A 19145-nucleotide genomic window follows, 5' to 3' on the forward strand; every position below is an offset into this window, starting at 1 on the left:
ATAATCCATTACGTCCAACCCGCTTGCCAATCGCTTTCCGCGCTTGTACCGGCAGGCGCGATGGGCCTGTAGCTCAGCGGTTAGAGCTGGCCGCTCATAACGGCTAGGTCGCGGGTTCAAATCCTGCCGGGCCCACCATCACCTTCCGCAACCAAAACGGGCGCGCTCATGCTGACAATCAATGGCATTACCGTGCGCCTTGGCGGGCGCGACATCATTTCCCGTGCTTCTGCGGCCATTCCGCCACGCGCGCGCGTTGGTCTTGTCGGCCGCAATGGCGCGGGCAAGTCCACGCTGGTCAAGGCGATCATCGCCGAAATCGAGCCGGACGAAGGCTCCATCGAAATGCCACGCCGCACACGGCTGGGCTATCTGGCACAGGAAGCCCCCGCAGGCGCGACCACCCCGTTTGAAACGGTGCTGGCTGCCGACGTGGAACGCACGCAATTGATGGCGGAAGCCGAAACCTGCACCGATCCTGATCGCCTAGGTGATGTACACGAACGCCTGCTTGCCATCGATGCTTACAGCGCGCCTGCCCGCGCCGCCCGAATCCTGATCGGCCTAGGCTTTGACGAAGACATGCAGGCTCGTCCGCTCGACAGTTTTTCGGGTGGCTGGCGCATGCGTGTCGCCCTTGCCGCGCTGCTGTTTTCCGCGCCCGATGTGCTGCTGCTCGACGAACCTTCGAACCACCTCGATCTTGAAGCGACGCTGTGGCTTGAAAACTTCCTCAAGGCCTACCCCGGCACCCTGCTGCTCATCAGCCACGAACGCGATCTGCTGAACAATGTGGCCGACCATATCCTGCACCTGCATGGCGGCAAGCTGACGCTTTATCCCGGCGGCTATGACAGCTTTGAACGCCAGCGGAACGAACGTCTGGCCCAGCAGGCCGCCGCGCGCGCCGCACAGGAAGTTCAGGCCGAAAAGCTGCGCGATTACATCGCCCGCAACAGCGCCCGCGCATCCACCGCCAAGCAGGCCCAATCGCGCGCCAAGATGCTGGCACGGATGCAACCCATCGCCGCGATGATCGAAGATCCCTCGCTCAGCTTCGGGTTCCCTGACCCTGAAGAACTGCGCCCCCCGCTCATCACGCTCGATCTGGCGGCGGTCGGCTATGCTCCCGGCAAGCCGGTGCTGCAACGGTTGAACCTGCGCATCGATCCGGATGATCGCATTGCCCTGCTGGGCCGCAACGGCAACGGCAAGACCACGCTGGCCCGCCTGCTGGCCGCCCAGCTTACCCCGATGGAAGGGGAAATGAACGCCACCGGCAAGATGCAGGTGGGCTATTTCACCCAGTATCAGGTCGAAGAACTGGCAGGCGGCGCCACCCCGCTGGAATTGATGACCCGCGCGATGGAAGGCAAGACGCCCGCTGCCGTGCGTGCGCAACTGGGCCGTTTCGGCTTTTCGGGTAATCGCGCCACGTCGATCATCAGCACGCTTTCGGGCGGTGAACGCGCGCGTCTGGCGCTTGCGCTGGTCACCCGCGATGCTCCTCATATGCTGGTGCTCGACGAACCGACCAACCACCTTGATATCGATGCGCGCGAAGCGCTGGTGCAAGCGCTCAACGCCTACAAGGGCGCGGTGATCCTCATCAGCCACGACCGTCACATGGCCGAACTCGTGGCCGACCGGCTGGTGCTGGTCGATGGCGGCACGGCCAAACCGTTTGATGGCAATATCGAAGATTACATCGACTTCATCCTTGGCCGCAATCAGTCCAAGGGTGGCCAATCGAGCGAGCCAAAGGAGAAAGGCAATGGCGGACAGGACCGCAAGGCCCGTGCCATGGCCCGCGATGAACAGCGCGCGCTGAAGAAAAAGGCGACGGCAGCCGAAGCCGCCGTCGCCAAACTTCAGGCCGAAATCGCTGCGCTGGACCGCGCGATGTTCGAACCATCCAGCGCGCCCCCTGCCCTTGCCAAGCTGACCATGGGCGATCTAGCGCACAAGCGCGGCGCGCTGGCCAAAGAACTGGAAAAGGCGGAAGAAATCTGGATCGCTGCCGAAGAAGCGATGGATACTACCGCCTGATCCTCCAACCCATCAGGCTTTCAGGGCCGCGCTGACATATTCCGGGCGCAACGGCAGTCGGCGCATCGCCTTGCCGGTTGCGTCCATCACCGCTGCCGTGATTGCCGGAGAAGCCAGCGCATTGGCGCTTTCCGAACCCTGCCCGTAATTGCCTACACCGATGTTGTTGACGATCACCACCCGCAGTTCGGGCATTTCGGCCATGGTCAGGATCGGATAACCTGCCCAGTCTGCCGACGTCACCGCGCCACGATCGAACGTAACCTCTTCATGCAACGCCTGGCTGACGCCCATCAGGCATCCTGCCTGAATCTGGCGGCGCAGTTGCAACGGATTGACCACGATGCCCACGTCGGCAACGATGGTCACCCGCTCCACCTTTACTTCACCGCTGTCCGGCACGACGGAAACCTGCGCCGCGCACGCCCAATAGCCGCTGTCTCGCAGCATGATTGAAACGCCTTGCCCCTTGCAGGCCGCGCTTCCGCTGGCACGGGCAGCAGGCGCAGGCGATGCCCGGTTTTCCCACCCGGATTCGGTCCGCAACCGTTCAAGAATGGCGGTGAAACGCGGATCGTCCACATGGTCCAGCCGGAACTGCAGCGGGTCTTTCCCCGCCAGCATCGCCGCCTCGCTCATCGCCACCTCGCGCGGGAAGTTCTGCTGGAACTGGATGGGCGTGCGCATCGAATGGTCGCGCAGGCCCACCGCCAGCGGTGATTCCTTCTCGCCAATCTGCGCCATGCCCACGCCCTTTTCGCGCACCGCCGCCACTTTGCCGTAAACCCACGTGTCCGCGATGTTCAGCAGCCCGCTTTGAAAGCCATATGTCGTCTCAGCCGATGGCGCATCGATCACCGGCAGTCCTGCCAGAATTGCACCAACCAGACGGTCATCCTGCATCGGCGGTCCGCGATGTTCGGATTCATAGGCAGCAATGCGCCCGTCATCGCCCAGCGCGATGCGGATATCCGACATCATCGCTGATGATTGCGTGGACCACTGCATGTCGTCATGGCGCATCCACTGCACCCGCACCGGACGGCCCAGTTCGCGCGACAGCAGCACAGCTTCATCTTCGCTGCCCGCCGCACCGCCGTTGGAACGGCCATAATGGCCCGATCCGGGATAAGTCCGCACCACCACCTTGTCGACGCTGGTTCCCAGCATTCTGGCGATCATGCTGCGCAAATGCTGCGCATTCTGGCTAAGCGTGTGCAGCGTGACCGAACCGTCCGCACGATATTCCGCCAGTGTCACCATCGGGCTGATAGGCGCATGTTTGTGAAACGGCAGCGCATAGGAAGCGCGCATTTCCTTGCCGGCCCTTACCGCCGCCGGATCGCCCTTGTTGGCGCGGCCATCGCGCGCAGGGTAGGCCTCCACCTTGGCCTGATCGCGCATATGGTCAAACAGCTTCTCATGGCCGGGAAGCCCTTCCCACGTCGACCATTCGGTGTCCGCCGCCACGGCCTGCGCCGCCTGCACGGCTTCCCATTCGTCAGGCGACACAACCGCCAGCAGGTTCTGGATGCGCACGATCCGCGCACCGGGGAACTGCGCGGTATCCAGTTTGCCCGCCCGCACCAGCGTCGATCCCAGCGTTGCCGGGTGGATGGCGCGCGCATGGACCATGCCGGGCAGCTTCACATCGCCCACCCACACCGTTTCACCGGCCACCTTGGGCCGGATCGACGGGTTCATCACCGGCTTGCCGATGATCGTATAATCCGCCACCGGCTTCATCGGCGGTTCGCCCTTGACGAAATAGCCCAGCGGCGAGGTCAGATTGCCATCCACCTCGATGGTCAGCTTCAAATCTTCGCCCCGCACCAGATCGGCATAGGCAATCGATTTGCCCCCTCCGCTGATAACACCATCCTTCACCGCCAGTTGCGCGCGCGGCACCGCCAGCTTGCGCGATGCCAGTTCCAGCGCGGCTTCACGCATAAACGCGGCAACCTTGCGCATGTTCTGGCCATAACGCAGCAGGCCGAACGTGCCGCCGCCATCGGGCGTGCGGTCGGTATCACCCGAAACCACGGTGGTCATCGCCTCAATCGGCACACACAGCTCTTCCGCCACAATCTGGCGATAGGCGGTATAGATCGAGCTTTGGCCGAAATCGCACTTGCCCGTGCGGATCTGCACCGTGCCATCAGCGCGAATTTCAATCCAGCTGGCAGCAAGGCCTGCATTCAGCGAAGCCGGCGCAGCCTGTGCCCCGCCCGTTGCCGGCAATGCCAGCGCTGCCACCAACGCGCCGCTTGCGCCCATAAAACCGCGACGGCTCACGCCGGTCAACCGCGCGCCATGCACTGTCAGGTCAAAGACCTCTGCAATATGAGTGCTCATTTCACGCCTCCTTCGGCCATCAACCGCGCGGCGCGATGTGCCCCTTCAAGGATCGCGGCATAGCTGCCGCAGCGGCACAGATGCGGCGATGGGCCGGACGTGGTCAGCGCTTCCTTGATGTCCGCATCGCTGGGCTTGGGGTTGGCTTCCAGCAGTTCGGTCACCTTAATCATCATGCCGAACTGGCAGATGCCGCACTGGGGCACCTGTTCGTCAACCCATGCCTGCTGCACCGGATGCAGTTTGCCTTCTGCCTGCTGCGCCGAAAGGCCGCGCTGCGCCGCCCAGCGTGCAGGCAGACCGTCGACCGTGGTCACTTCCTTGCCTTCGATCGCGCCAATCGGCGTCACGCAGGCTCGCACTTCCTCACCGTCCACCAGAACGGAGCAAGCCCCGCACTGGGCGAGGCCGCAACCGAACTTCGGGGTCATCACGTTCAGCTCACCCCGCAAGACGTACAGCAGCGGGGTTTCGGCCTGCGCTTTCACCTCACGCTCGGCGCCATTGACCTTTATTTTTGCCATCTCAAACTCTCCCCGGAGTTTAGCGCCCAACATTGGCAGCCAAAGCTGCCGGATAACGCTCACCCTGAACATCGAAATCGGCAAGCACCGCGCCGATCTCCGCCAGATCCGACGACGTCAGCACTACAGCCGCCGCGCCTGCATTTTCCTGAAGTCGCGCCAGCTTGGTCGTGCCGGGAATGGGCACGATCCACGGCTTTTGCGCCATCACCCACGCCAGCGCCACTTGCGCATTGGTTACGCCAAGCCGCGATGCAATGGCAGCTATCCGTTCAACCAGAACCTGATTGGCAGTGCGGTTCTCAGCCGAAAAGCGCGGCACCACATTGCGGAAATCGTTCGCCGCAAGCTGCGTGTCAGGCGTAATCGCCCCGGTCAGGAAGCCTTTTCCAAGCGGGCTGAACGGAACGAAGCCAATGCCAAGCTCCTCCAGCAGCGGCAAAATCTCCGCTTCGGGCGAACGCCACCACAGCGAATATTCGCTCTGTAGCGCCGCAACAGGCTGCACCGCATGGGCACGGCGGATCGATTCCGCTCCGGCTTCGGACAGGCCGAAATGCCGCACCTTGCCCTCGGCAATCAGGTCTTTCACCGTGCCTGCCACATCTTCCATCGGCACGGCTGGATCGACGCGGTGCTGATAGAACAGGTCGACATAATCGGTGCGCAAGTTGCGCAGGCTGTTTTCAATCACGGTGCGGATGCGTTGCGAGCTGCTGTCCATCCCATCGGTAGGCACCCCGCCGCGAAAACCGAATTTTGTGGCAATCACCACCTTGTCGCGCACAGGTGCCAGCGCTTCGCCCACGAACTCCTCGTTTAACTGGCCATAGGCTTCTGCCGTGTCAAAAAACGTGATGCCCATGTCATAGGCCGCGCGGATCAGCGCCACGGCATCGGCCCGCGATTGCGCCGGGCCATAGCCGAACGACAGCCCCATGCAGCCAAAGCCCATGGCCGAAACTTTCAGCGTCCCGCCAAGTGTGCGCGTATCCATGACCTTTGATCCTTCAACATTCAGGCATCCGGCACATGCCGGCGACGACGGCGGCAGCACTCCGTCTTGCGTGTTTGATAGACCATTTCCATTGGTTGGATTAGACGCTTGGTTGTGCATGAACCTATGTCGGATTTTAATAAATGCTTCGCGATGAACTGGGCGATCTCGCCATTCTGCTGGCCGTTGCCGAAGAACAAAGCTTTACGCGCGCGGCGGCGCGCCTTGGCACATCGCAATCCGCCGTCAGTCAGGCCGTGCGGCGCCTGGAAGGCAATCTGGGGGTGAAACTCCTTGCCCGCACCACCCGCAGCGTCAGCCCCACCGAAGCGGGCGAACAGTTGCTCGCAACCTTGCGCCCCGCGCTCGGCGATATACGCGCCCAGCTTTCACAACTTACCCAGTTCCGCGATCGGCCTGCGGGCCTGGTGCGCATCACCACCAGCAGCCACGCCGCTGAAACCGTGCTTTGGCCAGCGGTCGATGCCGTCATGGCCCGTTATCCCGAAATCGAAATCGAACTGTCCATCGACGGTGCCTTAACCAACATCGTCGAGGACCGCTTCGATGCCGGGGTGCGCCTTGGCGAAAGTCTGGAAAAAGACATGATCGCCGTGCGCATCGGGCCGGACCTGCGACTGGCCATAGTCGGCGCGCCTGCCTACGTTCGACACCGCCCCGCACCATTGACCCCGCGCGATCTGATGCAGCACCGTTGCATCAATATTCGCATGGCCACGCGCGGTAATCTCTATGCGTGGGAATTTGAAAAGGACGGGCAAGTCATCAACGTGCGCGTCGAAGGGCCGATGATCGTGAACGACTCACAATTGGCCCTGCGCGCTGCGCTCGCCGGACACGGCCTTGCCTGCACGATCGAAGACGACGTCCTGCTCGCCCATATCGCACAAGGCCGCCTTGTGCGCGTGCTGGAAGACTGGTGCCCGCCTTTTTCCGGCCACCACCTCTACTATCCCGACCGCCGCAATCTCTCGCCCGCATTCAAAGTGCTGCTGGACGAATTGCGCGACCGGGCAAGAGCCTGAGCCTACTTGCCCGCCGGGCGTTGGTCTTCGCGCACTGCGCCAATATGCTCCTGCCCACGCTTTGCTGCCAGCAGCGTCTGCCGATGCCGTTCACGCGCCGAAGCGCGCTGTGCCTCGGTCCGTTCATCATAACACGCAGGGCAGGCCACGCCTTCTTCATACAGTGCAGATTGCCGGTCCTCTTCCGCCAGCGGGCGGCGGCACGAACGGCACAGCGTATGCGTTCCTTGCACCAGACCATGCCCGATGGTCACCCGCTCATCGAACACAAAGCATTCGCCGCGCCACAGACTGTCCTCGGCCGGAATCTCTTCCAGATACTTCAGGATACCGCCTTTAAGGTGATAGACCTCCTCGACGCCTTCCTGCTTCAGAAACGCAGTCGATTTTTCGCAGCGGATGCCGCCCGTGCAGAACATCGCCACCTTGGGCGGCTTACCCGCACCCAGCAGTCGCTCGCGCTGCGCCCGGAACCAGTCGGGAAATTCGCGGAACGTCGCGGTTTTCGGGTCAATCGCCCGCGCAAATGTGCCTGCCGCAACTTCATAATCGTTGCGCGTGTCAATGACGATGGTGTCAGGGTCGGCAATCAGCGCGTTCCAGTCCTGCGGATCGACATAGGTGCCAACAATGGCGCGCGGATCGATATCCGGCTGCCCCATCGTCACGATCTCGCGCTTCAGCCGCACTTTCATGCGATAAAACGGCATCGCCGCCGCGCTCGAATATTTCACATCAAGATCGGCGCAATCCGGCAGGCTGCGAATATGGCTCACCACAGCATCAATTCCGACACGCGCGCCTGCAATCGTGCCATTGATGCCTTCGCGCGCAATCAGCAACGTACCCCTGATGCCGTGCTCCACACACAACCGCTCAAGCGACGCCTGCACAGCCTCGCAATCATCAAACCGCGCAAAGCGATAAAGCGCCGCGACCGTAACCGGCCCATGACCATCATGACAGGACATATCCATCCCGCGCCTATTAACGCCACAGACGCAAAGCGCCAGCTTTGGCAAACACCAGCGATAAAGGAAAATGGTGCCGCTTAGGTGATTCGAACACCTGACCCCATCATTACGAATGATGTGCTCTACCGACTGAGCTAAAGCGGCTTGCCTTGGTGGGCAGGCGCGCCGTTTAGCCAGCAGTGGGGGGGCAGGCAAGCGTTTTTCATCGCAAGCAGCGGCAATTCTTTCCAAGGCATCAGCGCCGCGCCGTCATACTCCATTCGCGGACCGCTTCGACCATCACGTTGCCCACATGCGTCAGGTCGTCCTGACCGATCACCAGCGGCGGCGTGGTATACAGAATATCGCGAAACGGACGCAGCCACACGCCCCTTGCAATGCAGGCTGCCGAAAGTTGGTCGGCAGGGGCGGTGGCGTCCAATTGGATCACCCCGATGGCCCCGCGCACGCGCACGTCGCGCACGCCGGGTACATCGCGCGCCGGGGCCAGAACATGTTCAAGCTGCGCGCCGATGGCCTTTGCCTGCGCCAGCCGCGGCTCGCGTTCGAACAGGTCGAGCGAGGCATTGGCCGCCGCACACCCCATGGCATTGCCCATGTATGTCGGCCCATGCATCAGCGCAGCCATCGGATCGTCCGACAGAAAGGCCTCATAAATCCGCGCACTGGCGATCGTCGCGGCCAGCGGCAGCGTGCCCCCGGTCAGCGCTTTCGACAGCGTCATGATGTCGGGCTGCACGCCTGCAATCTCGCTGGCGAACATGGCATCGCCCAGCCGCCCCAGCCCTACAAAAATCTCGTCGAAGATCAGCAACAGATCGTGGGCATCCGCAAGGCGGCGCAGCGCGCGCAATGTCTCAGGCTCATGAAAAACCATGCCGCCCGCGCCCTGCACCAGCGGCTCCACCACAATGCCTGCCAGTTCACCGCGATGCTGATCGATCAACACCGCCAGCGCCGCCTCATCCTCAGGCGTGCGCGGCAGGTCGACCACGACCTGTTCCAGCAGCGCCCCCTTGAACAGGCTGTGCATCCCTTCATCCGGGTCGCACACGCTCATCGTCGCGAAAGTGTCGCCATGATAGCCACCGCGAAAGCACAGGAACTTCACCCGGCGCTGCCCCTGATTGAGCCAGAACTGCGCCGCCATCTTCATCGCCACTTCCACCGCGACCGATCCCGAATCGCTGAAGAACACATGGTTCAGATCGCCCGGAGCCAGCGAGGCCAGACGCTGCGCCAGACGCCACGCCTGTTCATGCGCCAGCCCGCCCAGCATCACATGCGGCAGCACTTCCAACTGGCGGCGCAGCGCCTGTTCGATATGCGGATGGCGATAGCCGTGGACGGTCGACCACCAGCTTGAAATGCCGTCCACCAGTTCGCGCCCGTCCGCCAGCTGCATCCGCACCCCTTGCGCGGCGACCACCGGCAGCGGCGCGCGCGCAGTTTTCATCTGGGTGTAGGGTAGCCAGACATGGCTTCTTCCGGTCGCATACCAGTCCGGGTCGCTCATCGTGCCGCTCCTGCCTTACCTGCGTCGCGCAGCGCCCCGGAACGACCATGCTCCGGCACCCTGCCATGGGCCGTTCAGGTAGTGATGCAGGGCCAATCCGGCAAAGGTAAACTCGGCCTCGGCAAAATCAGGTCGCAGTGCGTTCTGCAATGCCATGGCCTGCGCCCGCACGACCTTGTTCTGGATCGTCACATGCAAGCGTGGCGCATGGCTGTCCTGCCCGGTCAGCAGACCATGAAACCGTTCCGCCAGTTCCCGGCGCAGTGCCAGTATCCCGTCGCTTTCAATGCGAAATGCGGTTCCCCCGCCCAAATCCATGATCCCGGCCAGCCGCGCACGCACGGGTGGCGTGGTACGGCACATTTGCGCCATCACGTCGCGCACCTCGTCCAGCACCATGCCGGGCAAGGCGTGGAAAAGCGTCACATGCGCGCGCAGGAAATTGCGCTCAGGCGGGAAATGCTGTGTCCGCAGCCGGTCCGCCCATGCCTGCAAATCAGCGGGCAAAGTTGCTGTAACGATAAGCGGCGCAGATCCGGGAGTGTCATGTTGCACAGGCTTCTGGTCATCCAAATGCACTGCAAAGGCAAGCTGGAAGGATGGCTACAACCTAAAAGCAAAGAAGAGGAGAGTTTGGGAACATTCGGCAAAGTCGTGATGGTGCACTTTCGTGAACCGCCCGGCACAGCCGCAATGTTCCCAGGAACCTCAGCAAAGCAAGCTTTGCATCATGCCTCCGGTCACTACCTTACGTATATTTACATGAATTAGAAGCGACTCTTCGCCAAACTGGATCGATTTGACAATCGATCACATCTCACCCCGCGCCTTGCGCAGGGCGAACCATTTGGCAACATTGGCTTTGTGCTGTTCCAGCAGAATCTGCAAAAGCATGCCCGCCTGTGCCGTCCGCTACCATAAAAAGCGCGTCCGTTTCGGCAGGATCGAGCACGGCGGCAATCGAATCACGCCCCGGATTGGTAATCGGCCCCTTGGGCAGCCCCACCATGGTATAAGTATTATAGCCGTTCACCGACTGAATCTCGGACTGGCGAATACGGCGGCCCAGCGGTTTTCCTTTGGTGATCGGATAAATGATCGTCGGGTCAGCCTGCAACAACATGCCCTTTCGCACCCGGTTGGAATACAGCCCGGCCACCATTCGCCGTTCTTCAGGCTTGCCGGTTTCCTTTTCGACGATAGACGCCAGAATCACAGCTTCCTGCGGCGTTTTCACTACCGATCGCGGTGAACGCTTGGCCCACAGTTCGGCCAGCGTCTTGTCCATCGCCGCCTGCATCCGCTTCGCCACGGCAACCCGGCTTTCACCCTTCTGCCAGTCATAGCTATCAGGCAGGATCGCGCCTTCTTCCGGCACGGCAAGGTCGCCCGTCAGCCCGTCGATGGCGCGCAAACGCTCCGCCACCATGATCGAAGGCATGCCTTCGGGAATCGTGACAAGACGGCGGACCACCTTGTCACCCTTGAGGATTTCAAGGATCGTCGCCTCGCTGGCGGCCTTGGGCAACAGGAACGCCCCGGCCTTAATCTCGGTGCCGCCGCCCAGCAGACGCGCCCTCAGCTTGAACAGGCTGGCCGATCCGATGGCGCCTTCGGCCTCCAGATCGTCGGCCAAGGCGCTCAGCCCCTTGCCCTCGCGCACATCGAATTCAAGCTGCTTTTCCAGCGGGCCAGCAGAATACCAGCCACCCACCAGCCACGCCAGCGCGCCCAGAATGACAAGCGCCGCCGCCAGCAGCGGCAAACGCGAACGACGACGACGCGCCATCTGGATCAGCTCTCCAATTCAGCCCGGACTGATCAGTCTTATCCGATCAGTCTTCCCCAATCAGTCTTCCAGCGCCTTGACGATCACGCTGGCATTGGTGCCACCAAAACCGAACGAATTGTTCAGCGCGGCACGTACCTTGCGCGGCTTGGCCTTGTGCGGAACCAGATCAACACCTTCAGTGCCTTCATCCGGGTTGTCGAGGTTCAGCGTCGGCGGCACGATCTGGTCACGAATGGCCAGAATGCAGAAGATCGCTTCCACTGCGCCTGCACCGCCCAGAAGATGCCCGATGGCAGACTTGGTGCTGCTCATCGATGCGCCAGAAAGATCGTTGCCCAGCACGCGCTTTACTGCGGCCAGTTCGATCGTGTCGGCCATGGTCGACGTGCCGTGGGCGTTCACATAATCGATATCGCCCGCTTCCATGCCTGCCTTGCGCAGCGCCATGCGCATGGCCAGTTCCGCGCCCTTGCCTTCGGGGTGCGGCGCAGTGACGTGATAGGCATCGCCCGACAGGCCATAGCCGACCACTTCGGCATAGATCTTCGCGCCACGCGCCTTGGCATGTTCGTATTCTTCCAGCACCAGAACGCCTGCGCCTTCGCCCATGACAAAACCGTCGCGGTCCTTGTCATAAGGGCGGCTCGCCTGTTCGGGGCGGTCGTTATAGCTGCAATTCAGCGCGCGCGCCTGAGCGAAGCCAGCCACGCCCAGCGGGTTGATGGTGCTTTCCGCACCGCCCGCCAGCATCACGTCGGCATCGCCGTCCTTGATCATGCGTGCGGCATCGCCAATCGAATGCGCGCCGGTGGAACAGGCGGTCACAACCGCATGGTTCGGTCCCATCAGGCCGTATTTGATCGAAACCTGACCGGAGATCAGGTTAATCAGGCGACCGTGGACAAAGTGCGGCGAAACCCGCCCCGGTCCCTTTTCGTGCAGGACAATCGATTCGCTTTCGATTCCCGGCAGACCACCGATGCCCGAACCGATCGAACAACCAGCGCGCGTCTTGAGATCGTCGTCCATATCGGTAAGCCCGGCATCTTCCAGCGCCTGCCCCGCGGCATCAATGCCAAACACGATGAACGGATCGACCTGACGCTGGATCTTGTGATCCACCCGCTTGCCCGCGTCGAAACCATATTCATGGTCGGCAGGCTTCACTTCGCAGGCGATCTTGCACTTCTGGTCGGTGACATCGAACTTGGTAATCGGCCCCGCGCCGGACTTGCCGGCCAGCAGGTTCTTCCACACGGTTTCCACATCGGCCCCCAGCGGGGTGACAAGGCCAAGTCCGGTTACGACGACACGACGCATTGAATTCTCCGGGAAATATGCAAACAGGCCCAGCCCCCTTGTGGGAGGGCTGAGCCTGCCGAAGTTCTCCCCTGCCGTCACTGAAGACGGCAGCCCTTCGACAAGCTCAGGGCAAAGCGGGGAAGTGGGCGATCAGCCCTTGTTTTCGTCGATGTACTTGATCGCGTCCTGCACGGTCGAGATCTTCTCGGCCGCATCGTCGGGGATCTCAACACCGAACTCTTCTTCGAAAGCCATCACCAGCTCAACGATGTCGAGCGAGTCTGCGCCCAGATCGTCGATGAAGCTGGCTTCTTCGGTGACCTTGTCAGCCTCGACGCCGAGGTGCTCGACAACGATCTTCTTAACGCGGTCGGCGGTATCGCTCATGAAATGCCCCTTCGAAGGAAAGCGGTTGGTTATCTGTTCGGGTTTCGCCCTAATGAACGGATTGAAGGCTGGCAAGTGCCCCGCTGTGGATCACCACAGCGCTGGAACCTTCTATCTCATCCCTTGGGCTGTTCTGCTACACGAATATGCAACTCGCGCATCTGCTTCAGCGCAGCCGGTGACGGTGCGCCCATCAGCAAGTCTTCGGCACGCTGATTCATCGGGAACAGCGTAATTTCGCGCAGATTCTGCGCCCCGCAGATCAGCATGACGATGCGGTCGACGCCCGCTGCCATGCCACCGTGCGGCGGTGCGCCATACTGGAACGCGCGATAAAGACCGCCAAAACGTTCTTCCACGTCTTCCTTGGAAAGGCCGACCAGTTCGAACGCCTTGACCATGGTTTCGGGCGACTGGTTGCGGATCGAACCCGACGCGATTTCAAAACCGTTGCACACCAGATCGTACTGGAAGGCATTGATCGTCAACGGATCCTGATTGCACAGTGCGTCCATCCCACCCTGCGGCATCGAGAACGGGTTGTGGCTGAATTCGACCTTCTTGTTGTCTTCATCCCATTCATAGAACGGGAAATCGACGATCCAGCACAGTTCGAACCGGTCCTTGTCGATCAGGTCAAGCTGTTCGGCAACGCGGGTGCGGGCAAGGCCAGCCAGCTTTGCCGCCTGATCCACTTTGCCAGCAGCAAAGAAGCAGCCGTCGTCAGGCCCAAGGCCCAGCCTGTCGAACAGCGCGGCCATCTTGTCCGCGCCATGATTCTTGGCAATCGGCCCGCCAAATTCGCCACCCTTGCGAGTGACATAACCAAGGCCTGCATGGCCTTCGGCACGCGCCCAATCGTTCATTTCGTCAAAGAACTTGCGGCTCTTTTCAGCGGTCTTGGGCGCAGGAATCATCCGCACCACGCCGCCTGACCCCACGATCTTTTCAAACAGGCCAAAGCCGGACTGGCGGAATTCCTCCGACACGTCCGAAATGATGATCGGATTGCGCAGATCGGGCTTGTCCGAACCATATTTCAGGATGGATTCGGCATAGGGAATCCGCGGGAAGCTGCCGGTCGGCGTCACCTTGCGGCCATCGGCAAAGGCTTCGAACACCCCGCCGATCACCGGCTCCATCGTTTCCCAGACCTCTTCCTGGGTGACAAAGCTCATTTCCAGATCGAGCTGGTAGAACTCGCCCGGCAGACGGTCGGCACGCGGATCTTCGTCGCGGAAACACGGCGCAATCTGGAAGTAGCGGTCAAAGCCCGCCACCATCAGCAATTGCTTGTACTGCTGCGGGGCCTGCGGCAGCGCATAGAACTTGCCCGGATGAATGCGGCTCGGCACCAGAAAGTCGCGCGCGCCTTCGGGCGACGAAGCCGTCAGGATCGGCGTCGAATATTCGGTAAAACCAACGCTTTCCATGCGGCGGCGCATATCGGAAATGACCTTGGTGCGCGTCACGATATTGGCGTGCAGCGTTTCGCGGCGCAGGTCGAGGAAGCGATAGCGCAGGCGGATATCTTCAGGATATTCCTGCTCGCCCGCCACTGGCATCGGCAGCTCTTCCGCCGCCGAAAGCACGGTGGCCCCGCGCGCATAAACTTCGATTGCGCCGGTCGGCAGGTTCGGGTTCACCGTGCCTTCCGACCGCGCCTTCACATCGCCATCGATGGTCACCACCGATTCGACACGCAGCGCTTCCAGCACGGCCAGCGCCGGGCTGTCGGCGTCGGCGACGATCTGGGTCATGCCATAATGGTCGCGAAGATCGACGAACAGCACACCGCCATGGTCGCGCTTGCGATGCACCCAGCCCGAAAGGCGGACGGTCTGCCCGACATCACCGCGCGAAAGGGCGCCGCAGGTATGGGAACGATAAAGATGCATCGAAACTCTTTCCAATCGGTCTGCAATCAGGCAGGGGAAGTGGGCGGCTAACAGGCGATGGCCGCGGATTTGTCAAGCCGCAGCCCCCGGCAGGGGGCATTACCGGCCCCCTTCAAACAGCGGGCCATACAGAAAAGAACGATGAAGATACACCCGCTCATCACCACGACCGATGCTCTGGCCGACCTTTGCGAACGGCTTTCCGGCGCAGATTTCATCACGGTCGACACCGAATTCATGCGCGAAAACACCTATTGGCCGGAACTGTGCCTGGTACAGATCGCGGACGAGAACGAAGCGGCAGCGATTGATCCGCTCGCCCCCGGCCTCGACATGTCGCCCCTGCTCAACCTGCTGGTCGATAACGAAGACGTGCTGAAGGTCTTCCACGCAGGCGGGCAGGATGTCGAAATCATCTACAACCTGACGGGCAAGACCCCGCACCCCATCTTCGACACCCAGATCGCGATGATGGCAATCAGCCAGTCCGAACAGATCGGCTATTCCAACCTCGTCGAATCATGGCTCGGCCTCACCATCGACAAGGGCGCCCGCTTTACCGACTGGTCGCGCCGCCCGCTGACCGAACGCCAGATCGAATACGCCATCGGCGACGTCACCCACCTCGCCAAAATCTTCCCCAAGATGCTCAAGCGCCTGATAAAAACCGGGCGCGGCGAATGGCTTGATATCGAGATGGAAAAGCTGGCCGACCCGGAAAATTACCGGGCCGACATGGAAACCGTCTGGCAGAAAATCCGCGCCCCCAGCCGCAATCCCGGCGTGCTGGGCCGCCTGAAAGCACTGGCCGCATGGCGCGAACGCGAAGCGATGGACAAGAACATCCCGCGTGGCCGCATCATGCGCGATGAAACGCTGGCCGACATCGCCAGCCACCCCCCGCGCGATCAGGGTGACCTTGCCAAAGTGCGCGGCCTGTCATCAGGCTGGAAAGACAACGACATCGGTCGCCGCCTGATGCAGACGCTGGCCGATGCCAGGCCGCTGACCGAAGCGGAAATGCCGCCCAAGGCCCCGCGCGGCGCACCTCTGGGCAAGGAAGGCGCACTGGTTGCCGACCTGCTCAAGCTGCTGCTCAAAATCCGCAGCCGCGAAATCGACATCGCCGCCCGCCTGCTCGCCCGCACCGACGATCTCGAACTGCTCGCCGCCGGACAGCGCAAGAACCTGCCAATTCTCGAAAGCTGGCGCTACGAACAGTTCGGCCGCGATGCGCTGGAACTGGTCGAAGGCAAGCTTGCCTTTGCTGTGGTGAACGGCAAGCTCAAAATGGCGCACATCGACGATATCGGCGGCAATGGTGCCACCGCCGAAATCGTCGTCCACGTCGACGAATAAGGGCCGACAATGAGCACCTACCTGCCCACGCTCAAGCAGTTGCAATACCTTGTCGCACTGCACGAACATGGGCATTTCGGGCGCGCCGCCGATTCCTGCTTCGTCTCCCAATCCACGCTGTCTGCGGGCCTGCGCGAACTCGAATCACTGCTTGGCGTGACCCTTGTCGAACGCACCCGCCGGGTCGTGCGCTTCACCCCGCTGGGCAATCAGGTTGTTGCCAAGGCCCACCGCCTGCTGCGTGAGGCGGAGGAACTTTCCGAACTGGTGCAAAGCCACGGCGCGCCGCTGGCGGGCGAATTGCGGATGAGCGTGATCCCCACCATCGCGCCGTTCCTGCTACCGCGCATCCTGCCGCGCCTGCGCAAGGAGCGCCCGCAACTCAAGCTCTTCCTGCGCGAAGAACCCAGTGCCGCCGCCATCGAATCGCTGCATCATGGCCGCGCCGATTGCGTGCTGCTCGCCCTGCCCTATGCCACGGGCGAGGTTGAATCCGAGATCCTGTTCAAGGACGAACTGCTCGTCGCCTTCCCCAAGGATGACCCGCGCGATCCGCCTGCCATCGTCACCGCCAACCTGATCGATGAAACGCGCCTGCTCCTGCTCGAAGACGGCCACTGCCTGAAAGAACACGCGCTTGCCGCGTGTAATCGCCCGGAAATGCGGGCCAGCGCCACCATGATCGGCACATCGCTGCACACGCTGGTTCAAATGGTCGACAACGGCCTTGGCCTAACCATGCTGCCACAAATGGCCATCGACGCGGGTATCCTGCACGATACCAACATCGTCGCCCGCCCGTTGAAAGCCGACCACGCCTGGCGCGACATCGCCCTGATCTGGCGCCGTAACAGCCCCCGCGCCGAAGAATTCAGGATGCTGGCTGGCGAACTGCGGGTGGGGTAAAATTCAATCCATGTGCTTCAGGCCGACCCGCAGGTAATCCCACCCGGTCACCACCGTCAGCACCGCCGCCGCCCACAGCGTCGTCAAGCCCACAGTATGCGGCACGTTTACCGTGATCGCGCCAAGATCGGCCACCCATTCGGGCAGAGCCTGCCCCAGAATCAGCGCCCCCAACGAGATCATCTGGAAAGTCGTCTTCCACTTGGCAAGGCGACTCACCGGCACCGAAACCCGCAAACCGCCCAGAAATTCACGCAGGCCCGACACCGCAATTTCGCGCACCAGAATCACCAGCCCGGCAATCACATGCATGTCGCCCACATAAGGGCCGGTCAGAATCCCCTGCGCGGTCAGCACCAGAATCACCGCCGCCACCATGATCTTGTCGGCAATCGGGTCCAGAAAAACGCCCAGTTTGCTGACTGCGCCTTGCGCGCGGGCCAGATAGCCGTCGAAATAATCGGTGATGCCCATCAGGCAATAGACCGCAAATGCCAGCCCATACCCGAACCGCCAGGTCGGCCACCATAGCAACGCGGCCAGCAGTGGCACGGTGACAATCCTGGAAAGCGTGAGCAGGTTGGGCAAGGTCAGCATGGTGCCAGCCATAACCGGCATTTGCGACAAACGGAATCGCAACATTCACCGCCTATCGCATCGCGGACCGAAAGCCTCTTGCCCATGTTTCCCATCGGGCTAAGGGTGCTGAACAGGACGGGTGCTGGCAACAGGGTAATGACGACATCAACGCATCTGGTGCGCACGCGCCGCTTCCTTCCGCTGTTCATCACCCAGTTGCTGGGTGCTTTCAACGATAACCTCTACAAGAACGCCATGGTGCTGTACGTCGTGTACAGCGTCTATAGTTCCGAGGCTGAAGAAGCGCGCTTTTCCGCCATCGCCTCCGGCCTGTTCATCCTGCCGTTCTTCCTGCTTTCCGCGCTTGCCGGGCAATTGGCCGACATGCGGGACAAAGCGCGGATCATCCGCGTGGTAAAGGCCTGCGAAATCGCCATCATGGTGGTCGGCGGTGCCGGGCTGGTGCTGGCGTGGCTGGGCATGGAAGTTCACGCCATCGCCATTCCGCTGATGCTGGCGGCGTTGCTCGCCATGGGCGTCCATTCCACCTTCTTCGGCCCGATCAAATACGCCATCCTTCCGCAACACTTGCGCGAAGGCGAAGTGCTGGCAGGCACCGGCCTTGTCGAAGCAGGCACCTATATCGCCATTCTGGCAGGCACCATTCTGGCAGGCTGGATTCCGGTCGAAATTGCCGCCGCAGGTGTCGTGCTTACCGCCATGATCGGCTATCTATCTGGCCGTCAGGTGCCCCCTGCCCCGCCGATGACTGACGCGCAGAAGGTCGATTTCAATATCCTGCGCTCGTCCATTCAGTTGATTCGCAACACCACGCGCCACCGTCAGGTGTTCCTGGCCATCGTCGCGATCAGCTTTTTCTGGACCGTCGGCACCGTTCTGTTCATCCAGTTTCCGCCGCTGGCCAAAAACGTGCTTTCCGCCAGCAAGGAAGTCGCCAGCCTGTTTCTGGTGATGTTCTCCATCGGCATCGCCATCGGCTCCATTTCCATCAACGCGCTGCTCAAAGGCACGGTTTCGGCGCGCTATTCGCCAGCCTCGGTTATCGTGATGGGTCTGTTTATCGCCGCCTTCCACTTCGTCTGTCAGGCGTGGACACCGCACCCCGGCACACAGTTGATGGACGTTGCGCAATTCATCGCGCAACCTCTGGCCATACCGCTGCTGCTGTGCCTGCTCGGCATTGCTGTGGCGGGCGGCATGTTCGTGGTGCCGCTCTATGCGTTCCTGACCACGGTGGTCGACAAATCAGAAACCGCACGCACCATCGCCGCCAACAACATTGTCAATTCAGGGGCCATGGTCGCAGGCTCGCTGCTGGCTGTCGGACTCAGTGCACTGGGCGTGGCGATTGTCGACCAGTTGCTGCTGGGCGCTGCCATGTGCAGCATTTCGGCATGGCTGGGCTGGCTGCTGTACAAGGCTGAGCGCGCCTCCTGACCT

The 19145-nt window shown here is 61.6% G+C and carries 15 protein-coding genes, 2 tRNA genes and 1 pseudogene; 6 read left to right on the forward strand and 12 right to left on the reverse strand.

Features of this window, described 5'->3' with window-relative positions; all coding sequences use genetic code 11:
- The first annotated feature begins 62 nt into the window (after nucleotides 1-62).
- Both OVA07_RS15505 and OVA07_RS15510 read left to right on the forward strand, forming a co-directional pair.
- Nucleotides 63-138, forward strand: a tRNA-Ile gene (locus tag OVA07_RS15505).
- A 30-nt stretch (nucleotides 139-168) separates the two neighbouring features.
- Nucleotides 169-2049, forward strand: coding sequence for an ABC-F family ATP-binding cassette domain-containing protein (locus OVA07_RS15510; protein WP_268172408.1), 1881 nt, complete (start codon nucleotides 169-171; stop codon nucleotides 2047-2049).
- Nucleotides 2050-2061: 12 nt separating this feature from the next.
- Here the strand turns inward: OVA07_RS15510 and OVA07_RS15515 are convergent, their stop codons facing one another.
- Genes OVA07_RS15515 through OVA07_RS15525 form a run of 3 tightly spaced genes read right to left on the reverse strand, consistent with a single transcriptional unit; the run spans nucleotide 2062 to nucleotide 5925 of the window.
- Nucleotides 2062-4404: a xanthine dehydrogenase family protein molybdopterin-binding subunit gene (locus OVA07_RS15515; protein ID WP_268172409.1), complete on the reverse strand. Its 2343-nt coding sequence runs from the start codon at nucleotides 4402-4404 to the stop codon at nucleotides 2062-2064.
- Nucleotides 4401-4928, reverse strand: coding sequence for a (2Fe-2S)-binding protein (locus OVA07_RS15520; RefSeq protein WP_268172410.1), 528 nt, complete (start codon nucleotides 4926-4928; stop codon nucleotides 4401-4403). The genes OVA07_RS15515 and OVA07_RS15520 overlap by 4 nt, the downstream gene beginning before the upstream one ends.
- 19 nt (nucleotides 4929-4947) lie before the next feature.
- Nucleotides 4948-5925: an aldo/keto reductase gene (locus tag OVA07_RS15525; RefSeq protein ID WP_268172412.1), complete on the reverse strand. Its 978-nt coding sequence runs from the start codon at nucleotides 5923-5925 to the stop codon at nucleotides 4948-4950.
- A 143-nt stretch (nucleotides 5926-6068) separates the two neighbouring features.
- Between OVA07_RS15525 and OVA07_RS15530 the strand changes: the two genes are divergently transcribed.
- Entirely contained in the window at nucleotides 6069-6971 is a 903-nt protein-coding gene (locus OVA07_RS15530) for a LysR family transcriptional regulator (RefSeq protein ID WP_268172413.1), read from the forward strand.
- 2 nt (nucleotides 6972-6973) lie between these two features.
- On the opposite strand, the gene trhO is transcribed toward OVA07_RS15530, so the two are convergent.
- The 8 genes and pseudogenes from trhO to aspS form a co-directional block, all read right to left on the reverse strand.
- Nucleotides 6974-7948, reverse strand: coding sequence for an oxygen-dependent tRNA uridine(34) hydroxylase TrhO (gene trhO / locus OVA07_RS15535; protein WP_442789657.1), 975 nt, complete (start codon nucleotides 7946-7948; stop codon nucleotides 6974-6976).
- 65 nt (nucleotides 7949-8013) lie between these two features.
- Nucleotides 8014-8089: transfer RNA gene (locus tag OVA07_RS15540), tRNA-Thr, on the reverse strand.
- Between the two features lie 91 nt (nucleotides 8090-8180).
- Complete coding sequence (locus tag OVA07_RS15545; RefSeq protein WP_268172415.1) at nucleotides 8181-9461, reverse strand: adenosylmethionine--8-amino-7-oxononanoate transaminase; 1281 nt, start codon at nucleotides 9459-9461, stop codon at nucleotides 8181-8183.
- Between the two features lie 15 nt (nucleotides 9462-9476).
- Nucleotides 9477-10016 carry a 2'-5' RNA ligase family protein gene (locus OVA07_RS15550; RefSeq protein ID WP_268172417.1) on the reverse strand — a complete coding sequence of 180 codons (540 nt, stop codon included), beginning with the start codon at nucleotides 10014-10016 and terminating at the stop codon, nucleotides 9477-9479.
- A 255-nt stretch (nucleotides 10017-10271) separates the two neighbouring features.
- A pseudogene (gene mltG, locus OVA07_RS15555) lies at nucleotides 10272-11250 on the reverse strand (endolytic transglycosylase MltG).
- 60 nt (nucleotides 11251-11310) lie between these two features.
- Nucleotides 11311-12573 (reverse strand): beta-ketoacyl-ACP synthase II, encoded by a 1263-nt coding sequence (gene fabF, locus OVA07_RS15560; protein WP_268172419.1) that lies wholly within the window; start codon nucleotides 12571-12573, stop codon nucleotides 11311-11313.
- A gap of 132 nt (nucleotides 12574-12705) precedes the next feature.
- Nucleotides 12706-12942, reverse strand: coding sequence for an acyl carrier protein (locus tag OVA07_RS15565; RefSeq protein WP_168853306.1), 237 nt, complete (start codon nucleotides 12940-12942; stop codon nucleotides 12706-12708).
- Nucleotides 12943-13058: 116 nt separating this feature from the next.
- Nucleotides 13059-14840 (reverse strand): aspartate--tRNA ligase, encoded by a 1782-nt coding sequence (gene aspS / locus OVA07_RS15570; protein WP_268172421.1) that lies wholly within the window; start codon nucleotides 14838-14840, stop codon nucleotides 13059-13061.
- 141 nt (nucleotides 14841-14981) lie between these two features.
- Here aspS and rnd point away from each other — a divergent pair, with 141 nt between their 5' ends.
- Nucleotides 14982-16199, forward strand: coding sequence for a ribonuclease D (rnd, locus tag OVA07_RS15575; RefSeq protein ID WP_268172423.1), 1218 nt, complete (start codon nucleotides 14982-14984; stop codon nucleotides 16197-16199).
- Between the two features lie 9 nt (nucleotides 16200-16208).
- Complete coding sequence (locus OVA07_RS15580; protein WP_268172425.1) at nucleotides 16209-17105, forward strand: hydrogen peroxide-inducible genes activator; 897 nt, start codon at nucleotides 16209-16211, stop codon at nucleotides 17103-17105.
- A 3-nt stretch (nucleotides 17106-17108) separates the two neighbouring features.
- Here the strand turns inward: OVA07_RS15580 and pgsA are convergent, their stop codons facing one another.
- Nucleotides 17109-17702 (reverse strand): CDP-diacylglycerol--glycerol-3-phosphate 3-phosphatidyltransferase, encoded by a 594-nt coding sequence (gene pgsA, locus OVA07_RS15585; protein WP_268172730.1) that lies wholly within the window; start codon nucleotides 17700-17702, stop codon nucleotides 17109-17111.
- A gap of 138 nt (nucleotides 17703-17840) precedes the next feature.
- Between pgsA and OVA07_RS15590 the strand changes: the two genes are divergently transcribed.
- Nucleotides 17841-19142 (forward strand): MFS transporter, encoded by a 1302-nt coding sequence (locus OVA07_RS15590; RefSeq protein WP_268172427.1) that lies wholly within the window; start codon nucleotides 17841-17843, stop codon nucleotides 19140-19142.
- Nucleotides 19143-19145: the final 3 nt, after the last annotated feature.

This window comes from Novosphingobium sp. SL115 (assembly GCF_026672515.1).
In the GTDB taxonomy this organism is placed as follows: domain Bacteria; phylum Pseudomonadota; class Alphaproteobacteria; order Sphingomonadales; family Sphingomonadaceae; genus Novosphingobium.